14 protein-coding genes and 1 riboswitch are annotated in these 18,572 nt (G+C 65.0%); of the genes, 6 read left to right on the forward strand and 8 right to left on the reverse strand.

What is annotated here, in order from left to right:
* Positions 1–7: 7 nt before the first annotated feature.
* Entirely contained in the window at positions 8–988 is a 981-nt protein-coding gene (locus tag GEMMAAP_RS02670) for an aldo/keto reductase (RefSeq protein ID WP_026849321.1), read from the reverse strand.
* Between the two features lie 430 nt (positions 989–1,418).
* Between GEMMAAP_RS02670 and msrP the strand changes: the two genes are divergently transcribed.
* The 4 genes from msrP to GEMMAAP_RS02690 all read left to right on the forward strand — a co-directional run bounded on the left by msrP (position 1,419) and on the right by GEMMAAP_RS02690 (position 7,161).
* Entirely contained in the window at positions 1,419–2,339 is a 921-nt protein-coding gene (msrP, locus tag GEMMAAP_RS02675) for a protein-methionine-sulfoxide reductase catalytic subunit MsrP (RefSeq protein WP_026849322.1), read from the forward strand.
* A gap of 4 nt (positions 2,340–2,343) precedes the next feature.
* Positions 2,344–2,958 (forward strand): protein-methionine-sulfoxide reductase heme-binding subunit MsrQ, encoded by a 615-nt coding sequence (locus tag GEMMAAP_RS02680; RefSeq protein ID WP_026849323.1) that lies wholly within the window; start codon positions 2,344–2,346, stop codon positions 2,956–2,958.
* An 83-nt stretch (positions 2,959–3,041) separates the two neighbouring features.
* Entirely contained in the window at positions 3,042–5,906 is a 2,865-nt protein-coding gene (locus GEMMAAP_RS02685; protein ID WP_082821002.1) for a putative bifunctional diguanylate cyclase/phosphodiesterase, read from the forward strand.
* Entirely contained in the window at positions 5,890–7,161 is a 1,272-nt protein-coding gene (locus GEMMAAP_RS02690) for a THUMP domain-containing class I SAM-dependent RNA methyltransferase (RefSeq protein WP_158514698.1), read from the forward strand. The genes GEMMAAP_RS02685 and GEMMAAP_RS02690 overlap by 17 nt, the downstream gene beginning before the upstream one ends.
* A gap of 31 nt (positions 7,162–7,192) precedes the next feature.
* Here the strand turns inward: GEMMAAP_RS02690 and GEMMAAP_RS21045 are convergent, their stop codons facing one another.
* From GEMMAAP_RS21045 to pnuC, 4 genes are read right to left on the reverse strand one after another with little or no spacing between them, the layout of a single operon-like run.
* Positions 7,193–8,089 carry a UDP-3-O-(3-hydroxymyristoyl)glucosamine N-acyltransferase gene (locus tag GEMMAAP_RS21045; protein WP_026849324.1) on the reverse strand — a complete coding sequence of 299 codons (897 nt, stop codon included), beginning with the start codon at positions 8,087–8,089 and terminating at the stop codon, positions 7,193–7,195.
* 32 nt (positions 8,090–8,121) lie between these two features.
* Complete coding sequence (locus GEMMAAP_RS02700; RefSeq protein ID WP_026849325.1) at positions 8,122–8,562, reverse strand: DUF6526 family protein; 441 nt, start codon at positions 8,560–8,562, stop codon at positions 8,122–8,124.
* 29 nt (positions 8,563–8,591) lie between these two features.
* The gene (locus GEMMAAP_RS02705) at positions 8,592–9,134 is read right to left on the reverse strand and encodes an AAA family ATPase (protein WP_043580178.1); all 543 of its coding nucleotides are present in this window, start codon (positions 9,132–9,134) and stop codon (positions 8,592–8,594) included.
* The gene (gene pnuC / locus GEMMAAP_RS02710; RefSeq protein WP_053333982.1) at positions 9,131–9,784 is read right to left on the reverse strand and encodes a nicotinamide riboside transporter PnuC; all 654 of its coding nucleotides are present in this window, start codon (positions 9,782–9,784) and stop codon (positions 9,131–9,133) included. Before pnuC ends, GEMMAAP_RS02705 begins: the two co-directional genes overlap by 4 nt.
* Positions 9,785–9,809: 25 nt before the next feature.
* Positions 9,810–9,915, forward strand: a riboswitch (TPP riboswitch).
* On the opposite strand from pnuC, the gene GEMMAAP_RS02720 reads away from it, so the two are divergent.
* Together GEMMAAP_RS02720 and GEMMAAP_RS02725 are read left to right on the forward strand one after the other, a co-directional pair.
* Positions 9,906–12,032 carry a TonB-dependent receptor gene (locus GEMMAAP_RS02720; protein WP_043580180.1) on the forward strand — a complete coding sequence of 709 codons (2,127 nt, stop codon included), beginning with the start codon at positions 9,906–9,908 and terminating at the stop codon, positions 12,030–12,032. (Overlaps the previous riboswitch by 10 nt.)
* 231 nt (positions 12,033–12,263) lie before the next feature.
* Positions 12,264–13,802 (forward strand): M20/M25/M40 family metallo-hydrolase, encoded by a 1,539-nt coding sequence (locus GEMMAAP_RS02725; RefSeq protein WP_075071394.1) that lies wholly within the window; start codon positions 12,264–12,266, stop codon positions 13,800–13,802.
* Positions 13,803–13,820: 18 nt separating this feature from the next.
* Here the strand turns inward: GEMMAAP_RS02725 and GEMMAAP_RS02730 are convergent, their stop codons facing one another.
* The 3 genes from GEMMAAP_RS02730 to GEMMAAP_RS02740 all read right to left on the reverse strand — a co-directional run bounded on the left by GEMMAAP_RS02730 (position 13,821) and on the right by GEMMAAP_RS02740 (position 18,546).
* Positions 13,821–15,884, reverse strand: a complete 2,064-nt coding sequence (locus GEMMAAP_RS02730) for a response regulator (protein WP_158514699.1) — start codon at positions 15,882–15,884, stop codon at positions 13,821–13,823.
* Positions 15,885–15,912: 28 nt separating this feature from the next.
* Positions 15,913–18,222: a PAS domain-containing protein gene (locus GEMMAAP_RS02735; RefSeq protein ID WP_026849328.1), complete on the reverse strand. Its 2,310-nt coding sequence runs from the start codon at positions 18,220–18,222 to the stop codon at positions 15,913–15,915.
* Between the two features lie 153 nt (positions 18,223–18,375).
* On the reverse strand, positions 18,376–18,546 hold the full coding sequence (locus tag GEMMAAP_RS02740) for a DUF2256 domain-containing protein (protein ID WP_075071395.1): 171 nt from the start codon (positions 18,544–18,546) through the stop codon (positions 18,376–18,378).
* Positions 18,547–18,572 lie beyond the last annotated feature (26 nt).

The following is an 18,572-nucleotide window of genomic DNA, read 5'->3' on the forward strand; positions in this document are numbered from 1 at the left end:
TGGGGAGTCAGATGCCTCGGACAGGCTGGACACGATAGGGGCCTTCCAGTCGGCTGACCTCGTCGTGCGTGAGCACAAGCTCCACCGCACCGAGCGCCTCTTCGAGCTGTGCGAGTTTTGTGGCGCCCACAATGGGGGCGGCCACGGCGGGTTTGCTGAGCAGCCAGGCGAGGGCAATCTGCGCCATGGGCACACCACGTTGCGCCGCAATGTCGCGCACCGCATGCACCACGTCCCAGTTCACCTGGTCGTCGTACAACGTGTGTCCGTACGAGTCGGTGGCCGCGCGGGTGGAGGCACTGCGGTCGTTCACGCCACTGCGGGACCCGGCCAGCAGTCCACGCGCCAGTGGCGACCAGGGGAGGCAGCCAATGCGCTCCTGCGTGCAGAGCGGAATCATTTCCCGCTCTTCTTCGCGGTAGAGCAGGTTGTAGTGGTTCTGCATGCTGACGAAGCGCGCCCACCCGTGGCGCTCACTGGCACTCAGTGCCTGCGCGAACTGCCAGGCGTATCCCGAACTGGCGCCGATGTACCGCACCTTGCCGCTGTGCACGAGATGGTCCAGTGCGGCGAGCGTTTCCTCAATGGGCACGGTGGGGTCGAACCGATGGATCTGATACAGGTCGATGGTCTCGACGCCCAATCGCCGAAGACTCGCTTCGCAGGCCTGCACGATGTGTTTGCGGGACAGCCCCTGCGAGTTGGGGCCATCGCTCACCGGGAAATACACCTTGGTGGCGATCACCAGTTCGTCGAGTCGTCCGTACTCACGTAGCGCCCGTCCGGTGACCTCCTCGCTCACCCCCAAAGAGTACATGTTGGCGGTGTCGAAGAAGTTGATCCCCGCCTCGATAGCCCGCCGGAAGAAGGGGCGGGCGTCGTCCTCGTCCAGGACCCAGGGGCGCCAGGCGGAGGCGCCGTAGCTCATGCAGCCGAGGCAGAGTCGGGAGACGGACATCCCGGTGTGGCCGAGTGAGGTATAGAGCATGGGGCTGGGTGGTGTTGGGGAAAGCCACTGCGATTCGGGTAGGAGCTGCTCCCGCAGTTCTGGACTGCCACGGCAGTTTGGGACTGCCACTGCGGGTGAGGAATACGGCGGTTTGGGCCTTTAGGGAAAGTGCTTCCCCGGCGTCGCCGGGGAAGCACTCCCTTGGCGGTTGATATACCCGCCCCTGCAGTTGACGTGACAAAACCACCAGGAAATGCGCCCGCCAGGCGAAGCCGGCGGGCGCTTCCATACCGACCCCAACTGCCGTGTTCCCCAACCGCCGTGGCAGTCCCAAACTGCGGTGGCAGTCCAGAACCGCCGTGGCAGGTCCAAACCCGAACCGCAGCTAAACAAAAATGCGGGGAACCGTATTCCTGTCTCAGCGATAGAATATGTGGTCCCTGTCCGTATTCCGTTTCCGGTCCTCGCCATGCTGATTCGCCGTCCCGACGATATCCCCTCCTCCGAAATCACCCCGGAGTCGCTGTACCAGAACCGTCGCCAGTTCATGGGCACCGCCGGCGCGCTGGCGTTGGGCACGGTGCTCAGCCCGGCGGCGCTCGAGGCCATGGCGCGCACCGGCGGGGCGCAGGAGGACAAGGTCACCCCCGAAGAGGACGCCACCAGCTACAACAACTTCTACGAGTTCGGGACGGACAAGGAGGAGCCCAAGGTGCTCTCCCGCGGATTCGTGTCGACCCCGTGGACGGTGCAGGTGGAGGGGCTGGTTAAAAAGCCGCGGCCGTATTCGTACGACGAGCTGGTGGGCAAAATCGCCGTGCAGGACCGGACCTACCGCATGCGTTGCGTCGAGGCCTGGTCCATGGTCATCCCCTGGCGCGGGGTGCAGCTGCGCGACGTGATCAACCGGGTGGAGCCGCTGCCGAGCGCCAAGTTCGTGGAGTTCACCACCCTGTTCGACCCCAAGCGCATGCCCGGCCAGCGCAGCGCAGTGCTGCCGTGGCCGTACAAGGAGGCGCTTCGCATGGACGAAGCCATGCATCCGCTCGCCCTGCTGGCCACCGGGATGTACGGCAAGTCTACGCTGCCGCCCCAAAACGGCGCCCCGCTGCGCCTGGTGACGCCGTGGAAGTACGGCTTCAAGGGCGTCAAGAGCATCGTGAAGATCCGCTTCACCGATCGCATGCCCAACACCACCTGGAACGACGCCAACCCCAGCGAATACGGCTTCTACGCCAACGTGAATCCCACCGTGGATCACCCGCGTTGGAGCCAGGCCAAGGAACGCCGCATCGGCGAATTCCTCAAGCGGAATACGCTCATGTTCAACGGCTACGCCGATCAGGTGGCGTCGTTGTACAGCGGTATGGATCTGCGTCGGAACTACTGATCCCTTGGCCCCAGACCAGTCCAAAATCGAACACCTCGTCCGCCGGGTCATCCGCCCGGCCATGTGGGCGCTGGTCATTCTGCCAGCGCCCATGCTGGTGGCCCAACTCCTCCTCGATCAGCTGGGGGCCGACCCCATCGACAAGCTGGAGCGGCTCACCGGGCACTGGGCGCTGCGATTTCTGATTGCCTCGCTGGCCGTGACCCCGCTCATGCGCCTGACCGGCTGGGGATGGCTGGTGGCCCAGCGCCGCTTTCTGGGGCTGGCCGCCTTTTTCTGGGCCATCGGGCACCTGAGCGTCTACACCGTGCTCGACTGGTTCTTTGACTGGCAGGAAATCACCAAGGACATTCTCAAGCATCTGTACATTACGGTCGGAATGACCGCTTTTGTGCTCATGGTCCCGCTGGCGCTCACCTCCACCAAAGCCTCCATCAAGCGGCTGGGCGGTGTCCGCTGGAATCGGCTGCATTCACTGGTCTACGTCTCGGTGATTGCCGGGTGTCTTCATTTCTTCTGGGCCGTAAAGAAAGATGTAACCGAGCCGCTGATCTACGCAGGTATCGCGATGGTGCTGCTCGCCTTCCGGGTGGTCTGGCAACCGCCGGCCCGGCGCTGAAGGAATTCGCACCCACAGAGTGACGGTCATGCCAGCTGGGACGTCCTGCAAGGGACAACTTCGTCCTGCACTGCTCTGCTGCCATGACTGTTCCCGACGACGTCGAACGACGTCGCGCCAATCAACGTCCTACCCCCTATGATCGCCGCGTAACCGGTGGGGGCTTGTCCGCAGGCATTCCCGCCGTGGAGCCGGGACCAGAGAGCCCGTTGGGGGCGCTGGCGCGGTGGGACCGCGCGGTGCTTGGCGTGCTCATGGCGTATGCCGCCACCCTGGCGGTGTGGTTCAGTACCTCCCAGACCCCGCTGGCGCGCGGCCTCCTGGTGCGCCTGCTTCTCCCGGTGCCGGTGGCCGGCGTGGCCATGCTGCTCGCCTGGCGAGCCAGTCGGGACCTCACGCTCGATCATGGCACCCGCCGGTTCTGGCGCCTCATGATGCTGGCCACCGCGCTCGTTCCTACGGAACAGCTGGCCCGCCTGGCTCCCGCCCCTGGTATCAGCCCCTGGCAGGACGCGCTCTGGCTCGGCACCGCGCTCTCGGCGCCGGTCGTGATGTTTTATGCCCTGCTGCAGCTGCCCAGCGCACCGCGCGCGCCCGTGGATCGGCTCAAGCTGTATCTCGACATGGCAACGGTGGCGGTGGGCGGCGTGCTGTTGGGATGGTACAACTTCTCCACGATCACCTCCATTACCACCGACGCCGGTCGGCTCTGGTTCGTGCTGTTGCACGTGCAGGGCGTTTTTGACTTGGTGCTGGTGCTGGTCGCCTCAATCATTTGGCGTCGCACTGCGCTTCAGCACCGCGCCAATACGCTGGTCATCATTGGCGCCGCGCTGCTCGTGCACTTCCTCGGCCATACGGCGGCCGTGGTGCAAATGCTTCATGGCATGCTGGTCCCCGATGTCATGCATATGGTAAGCCCCATCGCCATTACGCTCGTGGCGGCGGCGGCCTGGGTCAGTAGTGTATCCGTAATGCAGCGCGAGGCGCGGCGCCCACGCGACAAGCGCGGCCCCTCGTCGAGTATCCTGCCCTATGCCGCCGCGTTGCCCGGTTTTGCGCTGCTGCTGAAGGTGGCGTACGAACAGCAGGCGCAGCCTCTGGTGGGATTGGTGATCGGGGCCGTGGCGCTCACCGTGCTCGCCTTCGCCAGACAGTTTGTCTCCACCCGTGAAGCGGTCATGGCACTGGCCGAATCGGCGGCCCGCGAGAATGAGGCCCGGTTCCGTGCGCTCGTGCAGCACTCCAGCGACGTCATCATGATCGTCGATCCGGATGGCACCATCCGGTACGCCAGCCCCTCGATGGCCACGGTGTTTGGGCATACCCCTTCCGCGCTGGTGGGCACCAATCTCCTCGTGCTGCTGCACGACGAGGATTATGTGGTGGGCTCCCGCTTTCTCGATGAGCTGGCCCGCACCACGGTCCGCACCGGGCACTCGTCGCCGGGGGTCCTCAAGTGCGAGTGGCGCCTGCGCAACGCAGCCGGTGCCTGGATGACGGTGGACAACGTGGGCACGAACCTGCTGCGCGAACCCGTCATTGGCGGGCTGGTGCTCAATACGCGCGATGTAACTGAGCAGAGTGTCATCAAGCAGCAGTACATGCATCAGGCGTTTCATGATCCGCTCACGGATCTCGCCAACCGTTCGCTCTTTCTGTATCAGGTGGGCCATGCGCTGGCGCGGCAGTCGCGTCATTCGCATCCGGTTACGGTGCTGTTCCTCGATCTCGACAACTTCAAAACGGTCAACGATTCGCTGGGCCATGCCTTCGGCGACCGTCTGCTTGTGGAAGCCGCCCGGCGGCTCGCCACCTGCGTGCGGGCCAGCGATCTCATCGCACGGCTGGGCGGCGACGAGTTTGCCGTGCTGGTGGAAGACGCGGAGTCGGTGGACGAAGTGCTCATCGTGGCCACCCGGATCGGCGAAGCGCTCTCGCGCCCGTTCATGCTGGGCGGAAAGGAAGTGTTCGTGAACGCTTCCATCGGGATTGCCCGCTCCACGAGTGGGGAGGGGTCCGACGAATTGGTGCGGAACGCCGACGTGGCGATGTACGTGGCCAAGACGCGCGGGAAGGGGCAGCATGTGCTCTTCGAACAGCAGATGCACGCGGCCGCGTTGGAACGTCTGGTGGTGGAAGCTGATCTCCGTCGTGCCATTGAGCACGAGGAGTTCTTCCTGCAGTACCAGCCCATCGTGGAGCTGGCGACGGGCGACATTGTAGGGGCCGAGGCGCTGGTGCGCTGGATGTGCCGTGATCGCGGCACCGTCCCCCCAGGGGTGTTTATTCCCATTGCCGAGGAAACGGGGCTGATTGTCCCGATTGGGCGCTGGGTGCTCCGTCGTGCCTGCCGTGAGGCCCAACGCTGGACTCGCGAACGTGGCATGTCGTGTCGGATTACGGTGAATCTGTCGGGTCGGCAGCTGCAGGATGCCAGCGTGGTGGACGATGTCCGACTTGCGCTTGAGGAGTCGGGGCTTGATCCCACGCAGCTCGTGCTGGAAATCACCGAGAGCATGCTGATGCACAACACCGAGCTGTCGATGGAGCGCCTGATGGCGCTCAAGGCACTCGGGGTGTCGCTGGCCATCGACGACTTCGGAACCGGTTATTCTTCCCTGAGCTATCTGCAACGCTATCCGATCGACATTCTGAAGATCGACAAGGCGTTTGTGGATGTCATCGATAAGGGAGGCGAAGGACCGGTGCTGGCACAGGCGATTGTGGCGCTAGGGGAGACGCTGCGGATGAACACCGTGGCGGAAGGGATCGAAACGGAGGCGCAGCGGGGAACGCTGCTCCGCCTGGGGTGCGAGTTTGGACAGGGGTATCTGTTCGCACCGCCCATCGATGCCGAGGACTATTGGCAGTTGCTCCTCGCCCGCGGCGCGCGCACGCCCATGACCAGCGGCCGGCATCGCGAGCGGCGTGCCGAAGCCGCGTAAGCCAACCGCACCGCCTCGGCGGACGCCCGTGGCCGCCGCAGCGCCGGCGTTGCCCCCCCAGACTGAGTGGCCGGACCTGTTGGATGTCTTTGCCGTGTGTGCTCCCGGTTTTGCACCACTGGTGGCCGCCGAGTGCGAAGCCTTGGGGTTCACCCCGGTGTCGGTTGAGCCAGCCGGGGTCGCGCTGTTGCTCACGCGTCGCGATCTGTTCCTGCTCAATTGCTGGTCGCGCTGCGCCAGTCGCATCGTGGTGCGGCTGGCCACCTTCGAGGCGCGCGACTTCGCCACGTTGGAGAAGCAGGCGGCGCGGGTGCCGTGGGTCCGTGTGATCGCGCCTGGCGGACAGGCGCGCATTCGCGTCACCTGCCGCAAGTCACGACTATATCACTCCGATGCCGTGGCGGAACGGGTGGGGCGTGGCATTGCCGGGGCGATTACGGGCTCTCAGGTTATCGGGCGCGCGCGCGACGACGAAGAAGACGATGATGAGGTGGCGACGCCTTCTCAGCTGATCGTGGTGCGCTTCGATCACGATATCTGCACGATCAGCGCGGACACGTCGGGCGCGTTGTTGCACCGCCGTGGCTGGCGGCTGGCCGTGGCCCGCGCACCGCTGCGAGAAACGCTGGCGGCGGGAATGCTGGCCGCGTTGCCGTGGAACGGCGAGGTCCCGTTGGTCGATCCGTTTTGCGGATCGGGCACGATTGGCATTGAGGCCGCGCTGCGGGTCCGCAACATGGCGCCCGGCGTGTCCCGGTCGTTTGCCATGGAGCAGTGGCCGGGAGCCGATGCCGTGCTTATGCGGGCCATGTACGCGTCGGTGCGTGAGGCGGCCCGTGCAGCGGCACGCCCCAGTGCGGGCGTACCCATCGTGCTGCGCGACCGGGATAGCGGAGCCATTGCCGCGGCGCGTGCCAACGCCGAACGAGCGGGCGTGCTGGATGATCTCGTTATCGAGCAGGGCGCGCTGTCCGACACTGATCTGGCGGCCATTGGCCCGCGCGGGGTGGTGCTGACCAACCCTCCCTACGGTCTACGCGTGAGCGAGGGGGCGGACCTGCGGGGCCTCTACGCGCGCATGGGCGATGTGTTGCGCGCCGGTGGACGAGGCTGGCGCTTTGCCATGCTGGTGCCCCCCGACAAAACACTCACCGGTCAATTGCGGGTGCCCATGGATCCGCTGCTGCGCACCACGAACGGTGGGCTCCCGGTGGAGCTCATGGCGAGTGAGACGCTGGCGGCGCACCGTCGCTAGCGCACCCGCCGGCGCTCAACCGCTACCGCCTTCACTCGGCGGAAATGGACTTGACGTGTCGGAGCAGTTTCTCGTGCGGTACCGCGAAGTTGCCGCTCACGCGCGCGCCGGCCGGCACGGACTTCGTTACGACGGCACCGAGGGAGATGGAGGCACCGTCGCCAACGGTGAGCCCATTGGAGATCATGGCACCGGGGCCAACCCACACATCGTTACCCAAGGTGACACTGCCGGCGACCATGGCGTGCGCCACAATGAGACAGCGTTGTCCGGTGTGCACACCGTGGGCGATGTGCACGAGATTGTCCACCTTGGTGTCGTTGCCGAGCTGCGTGTGCCGGAAGTGAAAGCCTTTGTCGAGGCAGCTGTTACCACCCACTTCCACGCGGTCACCCAGGACAACTGACCCGTCGTGAAAGACCGGGAGCAGTCCGCGAGAGGTGCGTTTGTACTCGTAGCCTTCGGTGCCAACCACCGCGTTGGCGCGGATAATGCACTCTGCGCCCATGGTGACATCGGGCAGAATCACGGCGCCCGGCTCAATGATGCACCGTGGTCCAATGTGCACATTGCATCCGCTGATGGTGGCGCGCGGGTGGATGACCGCCGTGGGATCAATGAAGGTGGGACGCTGAGTCGCGTGCTCCCGTCCCGCCACATTGAGCGTCTGATAGAAATCGTGCCGGGGATCGTCCGTCACAATGGCCACCCGTCCGGTGCCCAGCACGGCCTCTTTCAGCGCCGGGGTCGTCAGCACCACGGCAATGCCCGCATTGTCGGCCACCGCGGAGAGGAACTGCGCATCGTCCAGAAACGCCAGGCTCTGCGCCGCCGCCGGTTGTGTGGCGAGCGCAAAGCCGTGACAAACAAAAGGGGCGGGTGCCTTGAGCCCCGTTGCCCGCTCAAGCACCGTTTCATCAATGAGCATAGACCGCTCCTGGTCCGGGAATGCGCGACGGATCAGACGCGGAACGTATCGGCGCGCCAGTTGGTGATCTGCTGCTTGATTTCCTTGCCCTTGAGACCGGGATTGGCGATGACGTTCTGCACCAGTCCGGCCAGTTCCGCATCGCCGGCAAAACGGAGCGCAATGTAGTGGCGCGGTGAGAAGGTCGCCGCGGCTTGCTCCGCCAGCGCGGCGGGGAGCACGCGCTGATAGCGCAGCTGTTCTTCCAGTCGGATGAGTCGATCCTGCGCCCGGAGCGGCGACAGACGCGACACAGAAACGACGCCGAACATGGCCAGGGCCCCGATCAGGAAGTAGGTGGTGTCGTATCCCGGGTTCTTGAAGAAGCGGGTGAGGCTCCACACCAGAAACACCAGCGCGAGTGGGCTGGTGAAATAGTGATAGAGCGGGTTGTACTGCGCGTGATTGCTGTATGACTGCGAGCTGTTGGCCATGGTCCTGTAAGTATGCGGTCAGTGAAAGGTCAGCGGTGCGGCAAGACTACCTGCTCAATGCTACGAACGGCGGCGGCGAAGCGCTCCTGCCATGAACCGCTGATCCGGACGTACTTTGCCCCAAAGCGCTCCAGCGTCTCCTCGAACAGCGCCTGGACTTCCTCGCGACGTGTGCCCCGGTCACGGATTCCATCGGGAACCCACGGGACATCGATTTCGAGCAACAGGTACAGATCCGGCCGGCGGGCCTGCGCGGCCTCTTCAAGATAGGGCTCACATTTGCCGTGGTAATGCCAGTGATATACCACGGTGCTCAGCAAATCGGTGTCGTGTACCAGGAGCGAGTGGCCGTCGGCACGCGCCTGGGCCATGCCGGCATCTTCCAGCGCCGTCTGCCCCCGCACGAGGGCGGCATGATCGTCGTAGACCAGTGGCGAACCCTTGGCGGCGGCAAATTCACGCACGTATTCCCCCACACAAGGCACGCCAAAGCATGCCGCCAGCTGAGCGGCAAGGGTGGTCTTGCCCGTGCTCTCCGAGCCAGTCACCACCACGCGTGTGAGGGGCGTCATGCGTGTACTACCCCGGTCTGCGAGGGCTGGCTGCTCCGCCGCCACTGCACGTAGCCGAGCATGGCCAGTCCGAGGAAGACGGCGTACAGCACGGCGGTGAGTGGCAGGTCGCGGTTGATGAACAGGCCGATGTACACCACGTCCACCGCAATCCAGAGCAGCCAGTTCTCCAGCAGCTTGCGCGTCATCATCCACTGGGCCACGAGGCTGATGGCCACCAGCAGCGAATCGAGCCAGGGGAGGGCCGCCCCGGGAATGCGCGACGTGATCAGAGCGAGAGTCACCCAGGTCACGATCACCAGACCGCCCAGCATCGCGGCGAGACGTGACGGTGTACGGGTAACGGGGAGTGGCGTGCTGGCCTGCGCGCCACGGGTCCAGTGCCACCACCCGTATAACGACAGCACGAAATAGACGACCTGGAGGCCAGTGTCGCTGTACAGGCCGGTGCGGGCAAAGACCACCATGTAGAACAGCGCGTTGAGGACGCCCAGTGGCCAACTCCACAGGCTCTGGCGCGTGACCAGCCACACGTTGGCGACCCCCGTGATGAAGCCGAACGCCTCGGCGCAGGACGACCCATGCAACGACAGCCACCGGCAGAGCGAATCGAGCATGGTTGAGCTTTCCTGGACGAGGACACTGGTCATGTACGGCAAAGCTAATTACCGTTCCGGCACATGACCGGGGTGCCGGCGCCGCCAGTGAGCGTCCGGCTGAGATAACACCCGTCGAACCTGATCCGGTTTGCACCGGCGTAGGGAGTCCAACGTGTCTCGTCGCATCCTTGCGCGCCTCGTGCGCGCCGGGCGACCGGAGGCCAGCGTGTCGCGTGGTATTGCGCACGGCATGGCCACGGCAGTCGCCCTTCCGTTCTTCCTGTCTGCGTCTTCGTCTGGCCTGGCGGCTCAGGCGAGGCCCGACTCCACCCGTGCCGACAGCGCCGCGCGCCGTATTGAAGGCGTGTCGGTGCAGGCTATCCGGGCCGGGAGTACGGCCCCCATCGCGCAGAAAACCCTTGAGCGGGCGGTGCTCACGCAGCGGCACTACGGGCAGGACGTGCCCATGCTGCTCATGAACGCCGCGCCCAGTCTCATTGCCCACACTGAAACGGGCACCCAATGGGGCTACAGCTACCTGCGACTGCGCGGGCTTGATCAGACGCGCATCAACATCACCATTGATGGGGTGCCGCTGAACGACATGGAGGATCAGGTCCTCTATTTCGCCAACTTTGCCGATCTGTTGAGCAACGTGCAGAGTGTGCAGGTGCAGCGCGGCGTGGGAACCAGTACTGCCGGCACCGCGTCGTATGCGGGAAGCATCAACTTCGAGACGGTACCGGTGGCGCGCCAAGACGCCGGCGGCGATGTGCAGTTACAGATGGGGAGCTTCGGTGCGCAGCGCGCCACCGCGAGCTTCAACAGTGGCCTGCAGAACGGGTTTGCGACGTATGGCCGCGTGAGTGCGCTGCGCACCAATGGCTACCGCGATCACAGCGGCGTGGCCGGACGATCGGCGTTCCTGGGGGCCGGGTGGTTTGGCACCCGGGACATCGTGAAGCTGACGGCGCTGGTGGGGCAGTTGTACGACACACTCAGCTACACGGGCGCCACCCGCGAAGAGCTGGCCACGAACTGGCGGTTCAACCCGCTCGCGCCCAACGAACGCGACAAGTTCGGGCAGCAGCTGGTGTCACTGGCCTGGTCGCGCTCGCTGAACAACGGCGGGTCGCTCAACACGACCGTGTACCGCAACTCGGCGAGCGGCAACTACGACTACTTCGAGCTCCCGGATCGGTATCGGTTCAATCTGGCGCATACGTGGTATGGGGTGACCAGCGTGTACAACGTGGAGCGTGGGGCGCTCACGGTGAACACCGGCGTGAATGCCAACACCTATCAGCGCGCGCACCGCGGCTATTTCCAGCCCAGTACCGAGTTGTACGACAACACGGGACACAAGCAGGATGCGAGCGGCTTCGTGAAGCTATCGTACGCGGCAGGGCGCGCGACGTGGTTCGCCGACATGCAGGGGCGGTGGGCGCGGTTCCGCTACGAGCCCTCGGCCAACGCGGAGATCACGGAACGCAGCATCGACTGGACGTTCTTCAATCCCAAGGCCGGCGTTACATACGCCCTCGGCGCGGGCGTGTCGGCGTTTGCGAGCTATGGCATCACCGGCCGAGAGCCGGCGCGGAACGATCTCTTTGCCGGCGACGATGACCTCAACGCGGGCAACGTGGACGCCTACGGCGATTTCACGCGGGTCAAGCCGGAGCAGCTGCGCGACTTCGAGCTGGGGCTCAATCTGCGCAAGACGGCCTTCGACTTGTCGGCCAACGTGTACAGTATGGATTTCCGCAACGACATTGCGCGCATTGGAGCGCCGACGGCCAGCGGCTCCATTTTGCGGCGCAACGTGGGGAGCAGCTACCGTCGCGGGCTTGAGCTTGACTGGGCGTATCGTGGAATCGATCGCGTCGTGCTGGCTGGCAACGCCAACTGGAGCACGAACCGCATTGCGCAGTTCACCGACAGCTCACGCGGTACGCCGGTGGTGCGCCGTAATGTGGAGCCGCTGCTCACGCCGCGCTTCACCAGTGCCCATCGCGTGGAAGTCACGCCGGTGTCCCGGTTGTGGCTGAGCCTTGAGGGACGCTACCAGAGCCGTGCCTTCCTCGATAACACGAGCAGCCCCGATCGCGTGTTGCCGGACTACTACACGCTCGATGCCACCGCGCGCGTGTCGGCAGGGCCCGTCACGTTTACGCTACGCGGCCAGAATCTCGGTGACACGCGCAAGTTCGGCAGCGGTGCGGTGTCGAGCAGCGGGCGGGTGCGCTACTTCATTTTGCCGGCGCGCGCGGTGTTTCTGACGGCGGCGTACGACTTTTAACAGCTCGTCGGAGGCACGGAGGGCACTGAACCAGCTGTTCTCCTCTCCTCAACGGCTCTCCACCTCCCTCGGTCAGGCCCGGACCAGATCGAGGGAGGTGGGGAGCATTGGAGGTGAAGAGTGCTTGAAGAATGCTTCTGGTGTGGAACTCCGCGTCCTCCGTCCCCCCGTGCCTCCGACGAGCTGTTCAGCGGTGCTGGCAAACGCAGCGAGCGGGCGGTAGCGTGAGAGATGCGTCCATTTCTCCTAGCCGCCGCGCTGTTCGCGCCGATTGCCATGCAGGCCCAGCCGCTGCGCCCGCAGGTAGACGCGTGGCGTAAGGCCCACGAACGCGAGATCCTCGACGAAGCGTTCGCTCTGCTCGCCATTCCCAATGTGGCCAGCAATCAGGATGACATTGCCAGGAACGTGGCCTTCCTGACACAGGCATTCGCCAAACGAGGCGTCACGCTCGTCGAGCTGCGGGCGCCGAGTGGGGGGAGTCCGGCGCTCTTTGGCGAGATCAAGGTGCCGGGGGCCACGCGTACGGTGGTGATGTACGCGCACTACGATGGACAACCGGTGGCGGGAGGCGGCTGGGAGAGTGAGCCGTTCACGCCCAAGTTGAGCCGGTATGCGAACAGCGCCCCCACCGTGGATGTGCCGTTGCCGGCGCCGGGTGATACCGTTGATCCCGAGGTGCGTATCCGGGCCCGGTCGGCTAGCGACGACAAGGGGCCCATTGTGGCCATGCTGGCGGCACTCGACGCCATGAAGGCGCTCAATCAGCGGTCCACGGTGAACGTGAAGTTCTTTCTGGAAGGTGAGGAGGAGGCCGGCTCCAACCATCTGGGTGAGCTGCTGCGCACCCACAAGGACAAGCTGCAGTCGGACGCGTGGCTGTTCTTTGACGGCCCGGTGCATGTGAGCGGTACGCCGCAGATCGTCCTGGGGGTGCGTGGTGTGATGGGCGCCGAGGTGACCTTTTATGGCGCCAATCGCGCGCTGCACAGTGGGCACTACGGCAACTGGTCGCCCAATCCGGCGGTGGCGGTGGCCACGTTCATTGCGAGCATTCGCGACAACGACGGGCGTATCAAGATGCCCGGGTTCTACAACGATGTGCCCGCCCTGACGGCGGGGGACCGGGCGCTGGCGCGCGCGTTGAGCGTGACCGACGACAGCGTGCGGAGCTCGCTGGGGCTGTCGCGCACCGAAGCGAACAGTGCGCCGCTGGGCGAGCGCATCATGCAGCCAGCGCTGAATATTCGTGGAATTCGTGGTGGCAACGTGGGCGCCGGGGCCAGTAATGCCGTGCCCACCAGCGCCAGTGTGAGTATTGATTTCCGGCTGGTCCCCGACCAGCAGCCGGCCCGCATTCGCACGTTGCTGGAGCAGCATCTGGCAGCGCTGGGCTACACGGTGGTACGGGATGCCAACGCCGCCAGCCGCAGCAACGACCGTTCGCGGCTGGCGTATGTGAGCTATGACAGCGGCTACACGGCCGTGCGTGTTCCCAGTGCGTTGCCGGTGGTGCAGGCGGTCAAACGGCTCATGGCCCGCAGCTACGGGCAGGAACCGTTCACGCTACCCATCCTCGGCGGGTCCTTGCCTCTGTTTCACTTTGTGGAGCAGCTGGGCGCGACGGTGATCACGGTCCCCACCGTCAACGCCGACAACAGTCAGCATGCCCCCAACGAGAACCTGCGTGTGCGCAATCTGTGGGACGGCATCGGGCTCATGGTCGAATTGATGTCGAGCCTCGGGAAGGAGTGGGGCCCGCGCTCATGATTCGTTGGAACGTGCGATTCAGTCCGTGTCGGCGCTCGCTTCGAATGCTGCGGCCTTGCCAATCTGATGGGCCAGCACGGCCAGCAACGCCTCGGTGCGAAACGGTTTGGCCACGAAGTTGACCCCTTCCTGGAGGCCAAGCGTCTCCTCGTTCGAGGTGCCGGCGAACCCGCTACAGTAGACAATGGGAAAGCCCGGACGTTCGGCGCGAATCCGCTCCACGAGTTCACTGATCGGCATCTCGCCCGGCATGAGCAGGTCGGTCACGAGGGCATCGAACGATCCGGGGAACTCCTGCCACGCGTCCCACGCCGCGTCGGCGCTCGATGTGCTGTGCACCGTGAATCCATGGGCGGCGAGCACGCGGTTGAGCGCTCCGGATACGGCGGCATCGTCTTCTGCGATCAGCAACCGCGCCTGCGGCTGAACGCGCAAACGCTTAGGCCGCGCCACGGCCGGCGCACCGCCCGGGAGAGGCGGCGCCACGGCCGGCGCACCGCCCGGGAGAGGCTGCGCCAACACGGACAGTGGCGTACCTCTCATGGGCAAGAGCACGGTGAATACCGCGCCCCCGGTGTCCCGATTCGCCACCGAAACCGCGCCCCCGTGCATCAGGGCGATGTCGCGAACCGTGGCCAATCCGAGCCCGGTGCCTTCATGCTCGGCCTTGGTGGTGAAGAACGGCTCGAAAATTTGCGGCAGGACCTCGAGGGGAATGCCCGTTCCGGTATCCGCCACTTCGATACAGACATACCGGCCCGCGTTGAGGACCGGGGTGTAGCCCATCCCTGCCTCGTCCGTGAGCGTGACCACGCGAGTGGTAAGCGTGAGCCGGCCGCCGGATTGCATGGCGTCGTTGGCGTTGAGGCCGAGGTTGATGACCGTCTGCTCCAACTGATGCTCGTCCGCCAGTACGCCCGTGAACTCCGAGGTCGGATCCACATCGAGTTCGACGTCACGCCGCAGCAGACGCGACAACATTGAGGCGGCCGACCGGACAACGCTGTTCACTTCGCACCGTCGGCGCTGTGACTCACTGCGCCGACCGAAGGCCAGCAACTGCCTGGTGAGGGCGCGGCCGCGTTCGACGTTCGAGAGGATTTCGATGGTCAGCGCTTCCGTGTCGGGCGCGGTCTGCGGCAACACCTCAGCGGTCAGTCGAATGGCTGCCAGCAGATTGTTCATATCGTGGGCCACACTCGACGCGAGGCGCCCGACGGTCTGCACCCGCTGCATCTGCAGCTCCTCGCTCTGCAGCTGCTTCCGCCGGATTGCGTGGCGGAGGATGCGCCCGAGTCTTCGACCGTTCAGGTCGTTCTTCGGCAGAAAATCGTCGGCCCCGGCGGACAAGGCGGCCTCTCCCACTTCCGCGTACGAGCCCGTGAGCACGATGATCGGTGCATCGGCGGCGACAGAAGCCAGGAGGCGGATGGACTCCACGCCCTTCGCGTCCGGCAGCGACAGATCCGACACGATGGCATCGTACGCCTGCCGCTCGAGTTCGGCCAGCGCCGCCGTGACCCGGTCGACATGCACCACCTCGAACGGCTCGGCCGTGTGGTCACCCCCCAGCGCGTCCCGAAAGAGCAGGGCATCGGACGCGGAATCCTCCACGAGCAACAACCGGCGGCGGGCCGATGGGGCAGCCGGCTGTCCGGCAAGCGGGACCGGAGAGCCGGGCGGCACAATGGTGCCGCACCAGAACCGCATGGTCAGGCTTATCATCGCCACGAAGGCGTCATAATCCGTCGGCTTGCGGAGATAGCAGTTGGCATGCGTGGCATAGGTCGACTGCACATCACTTGGCGATTCCGACGTGGTCAGAATGACGATGGGAATCGAGCGCAGCTCAGGGTCTGCCTTCACGCGCCGCAGCAAGGTGCGGCCGTCCATGCCCGGCAAATTGAGGTCGAGCAATATGAGATCCGGGCGCGGGACCTCCTCAAACGGGCGCTCGCGACGCAGAAACCGCAGCGTATCCGTACCGTACTCCACCGAGTGCAGGACATGCGGGACCCCCGATTCCTTGAGCGCGAGCTCGGTCATCAGGCGGTCGCTCGGCGAGTCTTCGACGAGAAGCACGTGGTACGGTCCGTCTCGTCCGTGGGAATCAGCGCTCAGCATCGTGTCCTCGGGTGACGGGCAACGTGAAATGGACGATGCACCCTGCGCCGTCTTCGGGTTGCGTGAGCCAGATGGAACCCCCGTGGCGCTCGACGATCCGCCGGCACAGCGCCAACCCGACCCCGGTTCCGGCATACTCGTCGCGCGTGTGGAGCCGCTGGAAAATCTGGAACACGCGTTCGGCGGCAGCCGGCGGTACGCCGATCCCCCAATCTCGTACACGGACTTCGACCCGGTCGGCGTGCGTGAGGCTCGAAATCGTCACGCGTGGCGCCGCACGACCGGCATACTTGAGGGAGTTGCCGATGAGGTTCTGGAACAGTTGAATCATCAGCGTGCGGTCCGCGTCGACCGCTGGGAGGTCTGCCACCTCGATGATCGCGCCCGTTTCCGACACGCTATGAGCGATGTTGGCGAGCGCATCCTCGACGACCAGTCGCAAAGGCACCGTGGCGACGTTCGCGGTCCCTGATCCCACTCGTGAAAACGTGAGCAGATCATCGATAAGGGTACGCATACGAGTCGCCCCTTCGGTCATATGTCTGATAATGACGTCGGCATCGTCGTCGAGGCGACCCGTGTATCGGCGACCGAGGATCTGCGCGAACCCCGCGACCGCACGCAGCGGTTCCTGGAGGTCGTGTGACGCGGCGTAGGCGAACTGCTGCAGGTCGTCGTTGCTGCGCTGCAGTTCACGGGACTGGTGCTCGAGTTGCTGGCGCAACGTCACCGAATCCGTCACGTCCTGGTTGAAGAACATCATCCCCCCCACGCGACCCTCGTCGTCGTACCAGGGGCGTGCTTCCCACGCGATGTACTGGATCTCTCCGGACTCGCGCACGAACGGATCCTCCGGATGGCTGCACACGGTGCCGGACAACACCTGCTGGTGAATCTGCTTCCAGCGCTCGGGGATCTCGGGAAACACGTCGTAATGATGCCGTCCGACGAGCGAGCCTTCGGGAAGCGCGTAGAGCTCCGTCCAGCGCCGACTCGCTTCGATGTACGTGATGTTGGCATCGAGCATGGCGATGGCGGCCGGTGCATTGCGGATGAAGTCGCGCAACTTGGCGAGGCGACTCGCTCCCGCCTGCTCGGCCAGCACCTCGGCCGTGACATCCACACAAATGCCGATGATACGACGGCTCCGGTCCCCACTGTCTCCGTTCAGCTTGGCCGTGGCGCGGATGATGCGCTGTGAGCCGTCGCGCTGTCGCACGCGATACGTCGACAGAAAATCCTTCGTGCCGGCGATGGTCTCCTGCAGGCTGCGCTCGGCTTCGGCCCGGTCCTCCGGGAGCATGGCATTACGCCATACTTCGTAGCTCGGTGTGCACTCCTGCGGGAGATCGAACAGCCGGTGCATCTCGTCGTTCCACGTCAGCGTGTCATCATCCACCCACCAGTCCCACACACCGATCCCCGCGAATTGCGTCGCGAGCGCCGTACGCTCCAGGGCCACGTCGCGTTCATGGCGCGCCCGCACGAGCTCGGAGACGTCCTGAAACGTGCCGAAGAGCCGCGCGCTCCTTCCCTTCTCCGTCTGCGCCGGGTTGCACCGGGCGATGGCGAAGCGCCGTCCGCGCTCGGTGGATGCCAGCTCCACTTCGATCTCGAAGGCGATCCCGTCGTTTATCGCGCGGGCGAGCCCCGCGTCGAATCGACGCCAGCTATCCGTTTGAAAATGTGCCTGCACGTCGCCGAACGAGGGGACGGCGTCGCTGACGGGCAGTCCGAACAGGCGGAACATCTCATCGGACCACTGCAGCCGTTGCGTCCGGAGGTCGAGGCTCCAGCTGCCGGTGTTCGTGATGTACTGCGCCATCTCGAGCTGAACGCGCGCCCTCATCAGATCGGCGGTGCGATCGGCGACGCGCTGGTCGAGGTCTCGATGGAGCCCCTGCAGTGCTGCTTCCTGGTCGCGCAGGTCCTGCGTGTCGGTACTGATGCCGTACCAGCGGGCGATGGTGCCGTCTTCCAGCACCTCGGGAACGGCGCGGGTGGCGAACCATCGATAGGCGCCGTCGTAACGCCGGATCCGAAAGTCGATGTCGAGATCGGAGCGCGGGGCGACGGCCGCCTGCCACGCATCATTGGTGTGTTGGCGATCGTCGGGGTGGATCGCGTCGAGCCACCCGAAGCCAAGTTGCTCGGCGGCCGGACGACCCGTGTAGGCTACCCATTGCGGGCTCAGATAGTCGCATGAACCATCGCCACGACATGTCCACACGAGATTGGGGACGAGTTCGGCGATCCGGCGAAAGTCCAGATCCGCTTGACTTGGGAGTGGAGTCACTGGGAGGGCGAGGCGCGGGCAGGCCGTACCGCGCCTGAGGCAGGTCGAACGGGCCCGTCGGTACGGGCAAGTGTTCGGTCAATCTTGCCGCCAATTTCTCGCAAAACAATATAAGTGTGTGATAATTCATATTCCAGATTCGAGATTTTGTTGTCACCCCGCCGCCTTCCCCATCCGGCACTTGTCGCTGCAATAGCGCACCGACTCCCAGTCGCGCTCCCACTTCTTGCGCCAGCTGAAGGGGCGCCCGCAGCGAACGCACAGCTTGTCGGGGTGCCCGTTTACCGCGCCGGGCTGTTTGCCGGTCTTTCGAGATTGCGCCATGGCTCCCCAAGCCGCGCGCGGGGGTG

This window comes from Gemmatimonas phototrophica (assembly GCF_000695095.2).
GTDB lineage: Bacteria > Gemmatimonadota > Gemmatimonadetes > Gemmatimonadales > Gemmatimonadaceae > Gemmatimonas > Gemmatimonas phototrophica.